8 protein-coding genes and 2 pseudogenes are annotated in these 12104 nt (G+C 60.2%); 6 read left to right on the forward strand and 4 right to left on the reverse strand.

Going from position 1 to position 12104, the window contains the following annotated elements; translation table 11 throughout:
• Positions 1-402: 402 nt before the first annotated feature.
• The 3 genes and pseudogenes from PQR02_RS38105 to PQR02_RS38115 all read left to right on the forward strand — a co-directional run.
• Positions 403-543: pseudogene (locus PQR02_RS38105) on the forward strand (BON domain-containing protein); the annotation flags it as partial.
• A 448-nt stretch (positions 544-991) separates the two neighbouring features.
• Entirely contained in the window at positions 992-1360 is a 369-nt protein-coding gene (locus tag PQR02_RS38110) for a BON domain-containing protein (RefSeq protein WP_408243000.1), read from the forward strand.
• A gap of 498 nt (positions 1361-1858) precedes the next feature.
• A complete protein-coding gene (locus tag PQR02_RS38115) occupies positions 1859-3418 on the forward strand; it encodes a phospholipase D family protein (RefSeq protein WP_408243001.1) in 1560 nt (519 codons plus the stop codon).
• 709 nt (positions 3419-4127) lie between these two features.
• Here the strand turns inward: PQR02_RS38115 and PQR02_RS38120 are convergent.
• Complete coding sequence (locus PQR02_RS38120; RefSeq protein ID WP_408243002.1) at positions 4128-5633, reverse strand: MltF family protein; 1506 nt, start codon at positions 5631-5633, stop codon at positions 4128-4130.
• A 634-nt stretch (positions 5634-6267) separates the two neighbouring features.
• Between PQR02_RS38120 and PQR02_RS38125 the strand changes: the two genes are divergently transcribed.
• On the forward strand, positions 6268-7038 hold the full coding sequence (locus tag PQR02_RS38125; protein WP_408243003.1) for a DUF3047 domain-containing protein: 771 nt from the start codon (positions 6268-6270) through the stop codon (positions 7036-7038).
• A 337-nt stretch (positions 7039-7375) separates the two neighbouring features.
• Here PQR02_RS38125 and PQR02_RS38130 read toward each other — a convergent pair.
• The 3 genes and pseudogenes from PQR02_RS38130 to PQR02_RS38140 all read right to left on the reverse strand — a co-directional run.
• A pseudogene (locus PQR02_RS38130) lies at positions 7376-7654 on the reverse strand (carbonic anhydrase); the annotation flags it as partial.
• Between the two features lie 84 nt (positions 7655-7738).
• Complete coding sequence (locus PQR02_RS38135; protein ID WP_408243004.1) at positions 7739-7966, reverse strand: hypothetical protein; 228 nt, start codon at positions 7964-7966, stop codon at positions 7739-7741.
• Between the two features lie 47 nt (positions 7967-8013).
• On the reverse strand, positions 8014-9741 hold the full coding sequence (locus PQR02_RS38140; protein WP_408243005.1) for a SulP family inorganic anion transporter: 1728 nt from the start codon (positions 9739-9741) through the stop codon (positions 8014-8016).
• A gap of 491 nt (positions 9742-10232) precedes the next feature.
• On the opposite strand from PQR02_RS38140, the gene PQR02_RS38145 reads away from it, so the two are divergent.
• Positions 10233-10571: a hypothetical protein gene (locus PQR02_RS38145; protein WP_408243006.1), complete on the forward strand. Its 339-nt coding sequence runs from the start codon at positions 10233-10235 to the stop codon at positions 10569-10571.
• 654 nt (positions 10572-11225) lie between these two features.
• Entirely contained in the window at positions 11226-11858 is a 633-nt protein-coding gene (locus PQR02_RS38150; protein WP_408243007.1) for a class I SAM-dependent methyltransferase, read from the forward strand.
• Positions 11859-12104: the final 246 nt, after the last annotated feature.

The following is a 12104-nucleotide window of genomic DNA, read 5'->3' on the forward strand; positions in this document are numbered from 1 at the left end:
AAAGCGAGCGCTAGCGAACCCAGAATCCGAAGCTACCTATCCAACCGATTCCCGCCATGATCGGGCGGTTCCCGTGACGAAGGAGACGGACCTGTTCGGTCTCAGTGCTGTTCCCGTCATCCGACCCGCACATCGCGGAGGTCGCAATGAAGAGTAGTAACCGAGAAGATTCTATAACGAACGGATCCTCCGAAAACGCTGAAGAATTTCCTTTGCAGACAGTGGGCGCCAACACTTTATCTCTCGAGCAACGACGCGAACTGTTCGGCCCCGTGAAGCTGGAAGACCTGTTCCGCGAGATCAATACCGAGAATGTCGATTTCCATGATGAACCTCCACACGTCAGGTTGAGGTCCGTCAGTGTCTCCCGGAGGGAGGCGTCGGGTCCATCTCAGTAAAACCAAAGACGGTGCGATGACGCTGAACGGCACGGTAACGGATGCGGCACAGATCGGCACGGTTGCGGAGATTGCGACAGGGGTTCCGGGAGTGACGTCCGTGACCAACAAATTGACCGTCCAGAGACCTTTTGGCGGCCTGTGAGGGTCGCGCTGCCGTCGGAACGCGCACTTGTAACGATCCGGCGAGGTTGACGGGCTGAACAGGCAGGTACACTGCATCAGTCCTGCCAACTTTTGATCGGGCCGATGCTTGCGAAAGTTTTGGAATATTCATAGGCTGCCTGTTAAAAGAAGCTAAGGAAACGGGCACAATCGCGGCCATTTTCACCACGCCTGATTAAATGTGACCGTTGGAGCAGCGTTGTAGACGCCGAGACGCTCTCCCAGAAGCATGGGCTTCCCACCAATTGGTCCAAAGTCCTATTGCGTCGCGAGTGAAACGGGAACAGATTATCTGTGGATGGGGCGCCTTCAACTCGCTGCATGGTTAAGGCTAGCGCAACGCACTGCAAGTCTGCGCGAACAGCCCGCATCGTTATGGCAGAACCGCGATCCTTTAATGACCTGTCGTAGCCGAGTCGGAGAGAACAATGAAGATGACCAAAACATTCATGTTGGTGGGTAGCGGATTGATCGCGGTGGCATCGATCAACGCGTGGTCGCAAACGAGCGAGCCGGCTGCAGGATCAACTCAATCCGGCGCGGCGCCAGCGACCGAGGGAAGCGCAAAGGCTACCAGGCAGGCGAATCGGGCACTCAGCAAGAAAGTGCTTCACGCCCTCTCGAAAGGTGGCGTTGCCACTTCGAGAATGAACATAATCGCGAAAGGCGGTGCGGTGACACTTGCGGGAGCCGTCACTGATCCGAGCCAGATAGACAAGGCCACAGCGATCGCGAGGAGTGTGCCCGGAGTTACGTCAGTCAAGAATTCCTTGACATTGAAAGAGGCGGGCCAGTAACAAACTGCTGCTCGGGTCAGCCCGGCCACGCCGGGCAGATTACTCCCGGAAAATCCGGGAGCTTGCACCTTGTCGCCTTCCCATAAGATCGTCGTCAGACGATCAGGATCCGGGTGTACCTGCATGTCAACCTTCGTCCGCCCACGATGCACGACAAACGCAAGTGGTTCCGCTCGAAACAGCATTCGATACCGTGTCTCGCGGTTGCGAAGGCCTGGCGTGAATCGGGGACCACGGCGTCGATCCCGATTCCCGCCTATACGGCCTGTTAATCCGGCAGTGACTACGACGATCTGCGCCGCGGCGGCTTCGATGGCGTGCGTTTGAGGGCAGCCGATCCGTCGATGGTCGTCAGGCGGCTGGCAGCGTTGCTGAGGTCGTCCGGGGCCGCGAACACGGTGCAATGTCTCGCCCCAGCCAGGCGCCCTCAGGTGCGCGACTTGAAACCGCTGGCGTCGCTCGCTTATCTGATCCACCTTCGAGTCTGCGGAGAGCGGCATGATGAACCTACGAAGCCTTGTTGCGGCGTTCGTCGTCGTCCTGCTGACTTCGTGCGCAAGCCTTCCACCGCAAACCGGCCGCGTGCCCACCCACGCGCTCACTGATATGCAGGCCACGCGCCTCGGCGCAGCGTTCACACCACGAGACCAGCAGCATCCGGGAGAAAGCGCATTTCATCTGCTGCCCGACTCCGTCGACGCGCTCGTCGCGCGCGTTGTGTTGATGGAATATGCTGAGCGCTCGCTCGACCTGCAGTACTACATCTGGCACGCCGACCTGACCGGCCGTGAACTCGCCGCGGCCTTGCTGAGAGCGGCGGACCGCGGTGTGCGCGTGCGCGTCCTGCTCGACGATCTGGGCACGAATGCGGACGACCAGATGCTGTTGGCGCTCAGTTCGCATCCGAATATCGAGATCCGGCTCTTCAATCCTGTCGCAAACCGCCGGTTCAAGACGCTCGGCACCGCCACCGAGTTTGCTCGCGTCAACCGGCGTATGCATAACAAGGCGTTGATCGCCGACAACCAGGGGGCGATTCTCGGCGGGCGCAACATTGGCGACGAATACTTCGGCGCGTCGAGCACCGTCGCGTTTGGCGATCTCGACGTGCTGGTGCACGGGCCCATCGTGCGTAATGTTTCGACGGCGTTCGACGAGTACTGGAACTCGGACGCGTCGTATCCGATCGAGAACCTCCTCGGCCGTCAGGCCGATCCATCGGCGCTAGCGGATCGCCGCGCGAAGCTGGATGCCTGGCTTGCGTCTAACGAGAACGGTGCGTATGTGCGGCAGGCGAAAGCGCGGCTGACGCAGTTGATCCAGTCACGCGATGCCGAGTTTTCTTGGGGCAAGGCGACGCTGCTCTATGACGACCCGTCAAAGATCACGCGCACGCCCAGCGACACCGAAGGACATCTGATATCGCAGTTAAGGGCGTTGAAGCTGGAGCCGACCCAGGAGTTGCTGATCGTCTCGCCGTATTTCGTGCCCGGAAAACGCGGCGTGGCATGGTTGAGCGGCCTGACGCAACACGGCGTGCACGTGACGGTGCTGACGAACTCGCTGGCGGCAACGGATGTCGCCGCGGTGCATGCGGGCTATCAGCGTTACCGGAAGCCATTGCTGGAAGCAGGCGTGCAACTGTACGAACTGAAACCCGTTGCGACGACCAGCGGCACTGTCGACAAGAAGAAGTCGGTGTTCGGCTCGTCAAAGGCGTCATTGCACGCGAAAACGTATGTGTTCGACCGCAAGGGCGTCTTCATCGGCTCGATGAACCTCGACCCGCGTTCGGTCGAGTTAAACACCGAGATAGGTATCTACTGCGAAAGCGAGCGTGCCGCCCGGCAGGTGACCGACCACGTCGAGTCGAGCCTCACCCGCGGAGCGTGGCGGCTCGAACTACGCACCGATGTGAGTGGCGCGAGCCATATCGTCTGGAACGATACGGCCGAGGACGGCACCGTCACGGTATTAGATTCCGAGCCGGAAGTATCGGCGCTACGCCGCGCAGGCATCTGGTTTCTCGGCATTCTGCCGATCGAGGCACAGCTATGAAAATTGTGTTCTGGCGTGTGAGTCGAACGCCATGGAGCCGGTTATGAGCCTCATTTGCTGCGCCAATGCGTGAACATGCGGCGTCAGTGCCGGGAAGTCGCGCGCAAAGCGACTATGCAAAGGCTATGGAAGTCTTGGCGATAGCGCAGCGCGCACTGGATAGCGATTGGAACGAGTGCTTGCAGAGAAGCGCGGAGCCAGTTTGCCGTTGCCCTACTGACGTGCGCGCGCAGCGCTCTGGGCCGGTCCAGGCGGGCCGGTGTCGTGACGACGGTTGCGGCAGGCAAAGTTATAGCTGCCTTATTAGATCATGGCGGCCAAGTCCGCGCCTCTGCCTGTGGCTACCGCCAACCGCGCTGGTCTTCTCGACGCAGATCCCGTCTTCCAATACCTGCCTGATACTCCCGGCCATCCTGACGTCATCGGACAAAAGATCGAATTCGGCGAATCTCGTACGGACGTTCTTGTTGATCTCGTCAGCAACGCAACATAACGTTCGAAACTCTGACGGACGACCGCTGTACCTCGAGAACTGCCGAATAGATGCCGCCCGGCGCAAGGTCTGGAACGGGTCGACTTGCGCCCGGGGCAGGGCAATCAAACCTCGCACCATCTGATCCATTCAGCATCGGACCAGCTGCGGCCATAAAGCGGCATTCGCCCGCAACCTCAGTTGGGCATTCGGACGTCGGCTCCGCCCCGACAACGGTCAACCGCCGGGCTGCATTTTGCGAATCGCCTTGTCGCGCGCCTGCTGTGCGTCGACGATCAGGCGGTATGCGGCGTAATATTTGAATATGTTGCGTACGTACGTCGTGGTTTCGATACCGATCTTCTCTGCGACTACGATTTCGACATTGTTGAACCACTTGTCCGGATCCAGCCCGCGGGCCGCGGCCTCCTTGCGCATCTTTGCGATATTGGCGGCCCCCGCGTTATAACTCGCGAACGCAAACAACGTGCGATTGTCATCGTCGAAGTGCGCGTCCGGAAAGTAGCGTGTCATCAGCCGATCCATGTATTTGGTGCCCGCATGGATGTTGGACTCGGTTACACGAATGTTGCCGACAGCCATTTCCTTGCCTGTTCCCGGCATCAACTGCATGACGCCGATCGCGCCAGCGTGACTGCGCGCCGACTGGTTCAACTGCGATTCCTGATAGCCCTGGGCGGCCAGCATCAGAGGGTCGAAGCCATACTGCTTGCCATACTTCTCGAAGAGCGCAAGTGTCTCTTCGAAACGTTTGCGCTCGACCGCACCCGAAGCATTGGTGACCTGCCTGATACGCTTCATGAACTGTGCGAGCCGGTAGTCGATGACACTCTGCTTTTGAACAAACTCGTTATAGAAATCGGTGACCACAGCCTGCAGTTGCGGGCTGTTCTTCCTGATCGCCCAACCCACATAGCCCTCGCTGCGTACCACCAGATCCTCCCTGACCTTGATCTGAGGCAGAACTTGCGCCCACAGTTTTGCTTTCCAGTCGTCGACCACTACGATGCCGAGCATTCCCGCATTGAGCATTTCGAGCGTGTCCTCATCTTCGAGTACGTCGGGCAGCAGCGTGATCTGCATGAGCGGCTTGCCCGCTTTCTTGAACCGGTCGTTCAGCGCCGTCAGGCTCTCGTAGTAACTCGTCGCCTTGCGTACATACACCTGCCTTCCCGCGAGGTCGTCCAGGGTTGTGATAGCCGGAGCGCGGGGACCGGTCACAATCAGTTCCCGGACCGGCTTGCGGTCACGCGGCGCAACAAAGTCGACAAGCTTGCGCCGCTCATCGGTCGCCGTCAGGTTGCCCGCCGAGATATCGCCCAGCCCGGTCTGGAGGTTCGCCAGAAGTTTGTCCCGGGTCGTTGGAATCAGGAAGACTGTCACCGGGCGTTTGCCGAGCCGGCTGGCGTAGCGCTTGTTGACGTAACGTTCGAAGTCGCGCGCGAGTTCAGCGGTCAGACCGCGTTCCCGACCTTTGTCGTTGAAGTACAGCGTACGGCTGAACGGCACAAGAAAGCGGATCGAGCGGCGCTCGAGCATCGCGTCGAAGTCGCCGGTCCACGGTTTGGTCGCGAGGTTCAGCTGGCGGGCTTTCGCAACCGCAGCCGGGGGTGACGATGCTTGCGCCACAGCGGACGCACCCGGTCCCGACGCGGCTCGCACCGGCGACGAGAGCACCGAGATCCCAACCAGCAGGGCGGCAAGAAAACGAAGTTTCGTCATGACATGCCCTTCCCATGCGAACGATTATCCGGAAACCGTATGGCATCTGTGTCAGTGTAGACGCGGCTCTGTTACAAGCAGGTCGCGACGGGGCTTCGACTGGCGATCTCGGTTGCAGGCCCCCTGAGACCGCGCATCGGATGACGGAAAGTGACAGCTAAACGGCTGGCGCATACGCGCAGGTATTAGTGGCTCAAGCTCGCAGCATCGTCCGCCCCAACGCGGGCCGGCCACGGCACAGGCAGCACACGACCAGGATGGCGAACTGCAGTCTCAACGTGCGTGGTCTGTTGTTACCGATGCTTTTAGCCACTGCAACCATAAATGTACTCCGGCTTCCAGCCCCAGGTTGTTGGCATCTACCGTGCAGCATACCCTGTCGAACATCGCAGAGTATTCTTGTTTTGCTGCAACGGGGCGATAGCGCCGGGTTGCTTTGCTCGGGACGGGAGGGGGCATTGGGAAAAGACCGCGTGCGAGAGAGCGCGAACGCAGGGTTGGGTGTTGTGCTTCAGATTCACGGTCCGGCGTTCAGATCAACAGAACCCAAGCGCCGGCGTATAGGTCCGCTGAAATGCCGTCAGCTGAGCCGACTACAATGGATGTGCTAGCCAAAAGACGAATGCGACCAGCCATGCATCTTCCCTTGACACATCGAGCGCGGAAACGAACAGCCCGGCCAGTCTGGATCGCCGCATGCATCGCGCTCCTTCTGTTGCCGCCAGCCCTCCTTGCCCAGGACGAAAAGCCGGGTATTGCCTTTTCCACGATCGAGCCAGGCGCGCCACTGCCCGCAGGCTGGAAGAACCTGCCGGTCGTGCACGGCAAGCCCATGACGCAATACACGCTTGTTCACGAAGGCCATACCACCGTCATGGAGGCGGACGCAAACCGCTCTGCTTCTGCGCTGATGCACGAGGGTAATGTCGACCTCGTCCGCACACCCGTCGTGGTATGGCGCTGGAAAGCAGAAAGACCGATCGAGGGCGCCGACAACCGCGTCGGATCGAAGGAAGACGCGCCAGCGAGACTGGTGTTCTTATTTGACGGCGACAAAAGCAAGCTATCGTTTTTCGACCGGGCCAAGATGGACCTGGCAAAGCGCCTGGGTGGCGAAGAGTTGCCCTATGCCACGCTGATGTATATCTGGTCGACCACCGCCGCGCCAGGCACCGTCATTGCCAACCCTCACACCGACCGCGTGCAGATGATCGTGGTCTCGGGTCTGTCCGGCGATGCGGGTCAGTGGCAAAGCCTGCGCCGCAATGTCGTGCAAGACTACGAACGGGTCTTCCACGAACCGCCAGGACGAATCAGCGGCTACGGGCTGCTGACCGATACCGACAATACCGGTACCACGACACGCGCCTGGTACGGAGACGTCGGGTTTCTGCCCGGGCCTTGATAACGCAAAGCCGTCGAGCTAACTGGGCTCATCGGTACGATGCGAGTGTCTGTCCTTCAGTTCTTTCGCCGTACACCGCCAGTCGTAACCATTCTCCCTGCGCCAACTACAGCTTTGTGACGGCATAGGTCAGCGGGTACAACCGGCCATCTACGGACGTTGGTTCGCGGCTTCGCGGGAGCGTTCAAATGTCGGCTACGCGCCAGACAGCGGTCCTTCGTGTACAGAACATGTCAGTCATGTCTCCGGATCAGCCTTCTAAGAAGGGAGGCCATTCTCACGGCGGCTAGCCCATAGATCCGAAAAGACATTTATGTAGCAGAGCTTTCACGCACTCTCACCGCACCCGTGCGGCAAGGCGTGCAATCATCCGATCAGCCATCGCGCGGTCGATGACTTCGCATGAGCGGTTCGTGCGCTCATAGGCAAACATGTCGCCAGTCGTGATGTCGAAGCACCCGCCGCTCAATATCAGTGCCCCGGCCGTGACCTGCTGGCGGACGATCGGGTATGTCATCGGGTGCTCAAGCTGCACAAGTACGTTGAGTTGCGACAATTGATCGTGCGGTTTCAGCCTGTCATTGAGCGGACCTTCTTGTTCGAGACGAAACGCTAGCGTCCGCGACGAAATCACCGACTTGCGGCACGAATTCGATGACGGCGTTAGCGCGCCGTGCCTCGGCCACCAGCCTTTCCAGGTTCACGCCAGGTCTGCGGAAACGATGTCACCGACGAACGACCGCACCCCAATCATGGACAGCCCGAGGAAGCCGGTTTTCGGATCGAGCATCCCTTCTCTGATCATCCATCTGCCCATCACTTCAGTCAGCGGTTTGACCACGGCATAGACCGCAACTGCAATGAGCGGCACCGTCCACAGCGACGATCTCAGGTAGCTCGTCAAGCTATACCAGCGATTCCAGTCCATGTTCGCTGTCTCCCTACGATCGCGCGCTAGCGGACGAGCGATCACGTTCAGTGCTGGTCGACGTAGTCGTCGACTGCACTGCCCACGGTAGGATGAAATCGCTCATCGCCGACGATGTCCAACAGTTCGAAACGTCTGAGCTTGTCGCGCACCGGGTCTTTCATTTCGGCGAAGTGCAATGCGATATCGCGCTCGCCCAATATTCGAATCAGGTCCCGTAACATGTCCGCTGCGGTCACGTCGATACTGGTTACGGGTTCAGCGGCCACTACGATCCTGCGCACGGGCGTCGATGACTCATCGACGGCTTTCAGCAGGCATTCCTGGAAAAGCTCGGCATTTGCAAAGAACAACGGCGCATCCCAGCGAAACAGCAGCAGCCCCGGAATCTGCGTGGCATGCGGATAGCGCTTGATGTCATGGTAGCCGCGCAGATCTTCCACACGCCCGAGAATGGCGTAATGGGGACGCCAACCGTCCCAGAGAAACTCGATGACCGCGATCACGATTGCAATGCAGATACCGGGAATCGCACCGAAAACGGCGACGCCTGCGAAGCAGACAACGGAGAGCCAGAACTCCCATTGCTGGATTCGATAGATGCGCCTGAGATCCGTAAATTCGAACAGGCCGAGGGCGGCGGCAATGACGACGGCGGCCAGTGCGCTATTGGGCAGATACCGCATCAGATTCGGTGCAGCGATCAGGAGCACCGCTACCGCCACCGCGCCGACCACGCCCGTCACCTGCGTTCTGGCGCCCGCTGCTTCGGCCACGGGTGTGCGCGAAGAACTGCTGCTGATCGGAAAACCCTGAAAAAAACCAGCGGCCAGATTGGCCGCCCCCAAGCCGACCATCTCCTGGTTTGGGTCCACGCGCATATGAAAACGCGCAGCGAAGGTTCGTGACAACACGCTGGTATCCGCAAACGAGATCAGCGCGACCGCGCAGCCGCCAAGCAGAATCTTGACGAGATCGGCGTCACCGACCCATGGTAATGCGAACGATGGAAGGCCTTGCGGGATCTTGCCGAGTACCTTGACGCCGACGCTGTCCAACCCGAATGCGATGACGCTTAGCGTCGCGAGAACGACGGCGATCAGGATGCCCGGCACTTTTTCGAAGCGCTTGAGCAACAAAATCAGCACAAGGCTTCCCGCGCCGACGGCGAAGCTGTACCAGTTGGCTTTGCCCGCACCGATGGCCGTTCCAAGCGCCAGCAGATCGCGCAGCGGTCCCCGATCATCAAACGAGATGGCAAAAAGTTTCGGCAACTGGCTGATCAGGACGGTCAGCGCAATGCCGTTCATGTAGCCGTACCGGATGGGCTTGGAGAGCAGTTCCGTGATGAAGCCGAGCCGCAGAAGTCCCATCACGACGCAGAACAGCCCGGAGACGATCGCCATCATGCTGGCCGTCGCTATCGCGCGCGCGGGGTCGCTGCCCGCGGTAGCGATGACGACGGCAAGAATTGGCGCGGCGAGTGCGGAGTCCGGACCGAGCACCAGAATCCGGCTGGGACCAAAGACGGCATACGCCAGCAACGGAACGATCGTCGCGTAGAGGCCATAGACGCCTGGAACGCCTGACGCCTCGGCATATGCGATACCGACGGGTACCAGCATTGTGGTGAGCACCAGTCCGGCAGCCAGATCGTTGGGTAGCCAGCTAGCCCGATACGTCTTGAGCATCGCCAGGCCTGGCAGCCAACGCAACCATCGCGTCGCCCCGACGGCAGCCTGTCCACCTTCATGAGTAGGACGATCGGATTGCATTTGTCGGATGGTTGTGATCGAAAGAGTCGCGATCCGGAGTGTGCGGCACTGCCGTTCCAAATGAAGGATAGCCCAGCCAGGCGGGCGCGACGTATGGGACCAAGGTCCAATACCTTCCTTGACAGACAGTGCGTAGACTGATTTTGATCCACTTCCCGAGGCGTTGAGCGGGTGTGTGAGATGCCCTGTGCCGAGTTCACCGGACCGGCGCCATTGCCGTGTTCCCCAGTACTTTCGGGTAGAACTGACTCAGTACGGTGGTCTACTGTCCGGTCGCCAGCAGGGCGGAAAGGAAAGCGAATCATGTCATGGTTTCGATGGTTGCGCTGATGACAGGCTGCCCCGGACTTGCCCAGCCTCAAACCTCAGTGGATGTCACCAGCGCGCCAGGTAGCGCCACGGTCGTGGGAACCGCGAAGTTCACGGCCACCATCGTCGCGATGGAACCAGACACCCGTACCGTGACGCTTTAAGACGGCAAAGGCAGGGCGGTGCAAGTGGAGGTGGGAGAAGAGGCGCGCAATTTCGACCAGTTAGGGTTGGAGATATCGCCTCTGACGGGATGTGCATACTATGAAGTACCTCCCGGCACCGTCATCGCCGCACCTGCCGGCTTTGACTGGTCCTTTGCGGCCGCGTGGGACGCGATGCGAGACAAGGGTCTGTCGATTACCGGGCAGGATCCTGCCAGCGGCACGATCATCGGCGCACTCGCCGGCGATCTCGTGATGACGAGCGTGCGACCGCAAGCCGATGGCAGTGTCGTCGTGCGGTTCGATTCGAAGAATGCGCGCGATCCCGCACTGCTCGATCGCATTTCGCGCAGCTAGGACGGGGCGGATGGGGCGCTAAGCGGCTGTGCGTTGCCGGCTTCCACCGTCGTGAAGGCAAAGGCGCTGATTATCGGGCACGTCATCTGTAGGCGTCACCTCATGGCCGAGCACTCGCAACGGCAATCTTGATCAAGGGCAGCCTGTCTTTTCTCGTGAGCCCAGGGCTCGTGATCGGCTACTACGCATGGCTTGCAGATATGTCGTAGGTCATTTCAGCCAGCGTAGAGCGGCGATCCCCCTGCGACGTACTCGGTGAAGTTCTGCTGCAGACTTCACTGGAGGTGATGCCACTCATCATGAATCGGCATTTGTCCCAGTCGATCGGTCGACATGAAGCATCCTTGCTGCGAAGACGGATGAAACGAAGCGCCCCGTAAGCCGCCATTGATGCCTCGCGAACCCGAAGGTCTGTTGTGGGGTCGCGGGGTGCCGCTCGTGGCACGCACGGGTCGATCGCACGACGATGGGCAAGGTACGGGCCATCTCCAGCCGTTCGCCTGATACCGTGCGCGTTCCTCGGAAACCCAAGGCGAATCAGTTGCGCACACGGAATCGCGTTGTTCATCCTGTTCGGCACGCAACCGACCACGGCCGATGACACCGGAGGTACGACGTAGTCGTGCGGAAAATGCCCCGAGATATACTTCCTGCATGGAACTCGACCCCCGCGACCTCGATAAAATCAGTGCCGTCACGTTGCAGCACTACGACGCGCACGCGGAAGATTTCCGCGACGGCACGTACGGCCACGACGTCACGCAGAACATCGCGGCGCTGCTGCACCATATCGAAGTCGAGCCCCCTCTTACGATCCTGGATTTCGGCTGCGGGCCGGGGCGAGATCTCAAGGCCTTCACTACACTCGGCCATTGCGCGGTCGGCCTCGATGGTGCCGAGCGCTTCGTTGCAATGGCGCGTGACGCGACCGGCTGCGACGTCTGGCAGCAGAATTTTCTGCATCTCGATTTGCCGGCTGCGCACTTTGACGGCATTTTCGCCAACGCCGCGCTGTTCCATGTCCCGAGTCAGGCGTTGCCGCGCGTGTTGCGGCAATTGCACGCGACACTGAAGGTCGGCGGCGTGCTGTTCAGCTCCAACCCGCGCGGCACGAATCAGGAAGGCTGGAGCCACGGCCGCTATGGCGTCTTCCATGATCTCGAAGCATGGCGCCGATATATGGCGGGCGCGGGATTTGTCGAAATTGAGCACTATTACCGGCCCGCCGGCTTGCCGCGTGAGCGGCAGCCGTGGCTAGCCAGCGTGTGGCGCAAGCCGGTCGCCTGAAACGCCAGGGGCTGTCACCGTATGCCCGCGTTGGGCTTGGCAGATGCTTGCGTTCAAGCCGCCTTGATGCAGCGCAAAGCAGCCGATTTGCGGCACTGTCCATCGCGCAGAGAAACGGGCAGTGGTGGATCTCGCACAATCGGCAAAAGCGGGGACGCCTGTCGTCGGCCGCGACAGGCAGCGTGCGGCCACATTCGGACACTGGACGGCGCTTAGACTTCGCCGTTCGAACGTCTCGGGCGCTCA

The sequence above is a fragment of the Paraburkholderia sediminicola genome (assembly GCF_046026895.1).
In the GTDB taxonomy this organism is placed as follows: domain Bacteria; phylum Pseudomonadota; class Gammaproteobacteria; order Burkholderiales; family Burkholderiaceae; genus Paraburkholderia; species Paraburkholderia sediminicola_C.

Bases quoted from the DNA above. Each gene is read 5' to 3' on its own strand.
- PQR02_RS38135 (WP_408243004.1), bottom strand. From the start codon at position 7,966: ATGGACTGGAATCGCTGGTATAGCTTGACGAGCTACCTGAGATCGTCG.
- PQR02_RS38150 (WP_408243007.1), top strand. From the start codon at position 11,226: ATGGAACTCGACCCCCGCGACCTCGATAAAATCAGTGCCGTCACGTTG.
- PQR02_RS38140 (WP_408243005.1), bottom strand. From the start codon at position 9,741: ATGCAATCCGATCGTCCTACTCATGAAGGTGGACAGGCTGCCGTCGGG.
- PQR02_RS38125 (WP_408243003.1), top strand. From the start codon at position 6,268: ATGCATCTTCCCTTGACACATCGAGCGCGGAAACGAACAGCCCGGCCA.
- PQR02_RS38115 (WP_408243001.1), top strand. From the start codon at position 1,859: ATGATGAACCTACGAAGCCTTGTTGCGGCGTTCGTCGTCGTCCTGCTG.
- PQR02_RS38120 (WP_408243002.1), bottom strand. From the start codon at position 5,633: ATGACGAAACTTCGTTTTCTTGCCGCCCTGCTGGTTGGGATCTCGGTG.
- PQR02_RS38110 (WP_408243000.1), top strand. From the start codon at position 992: ATGAAGATGACCAAAACATTCATGTTGGTGGGTAGCGGATTGATCGCG.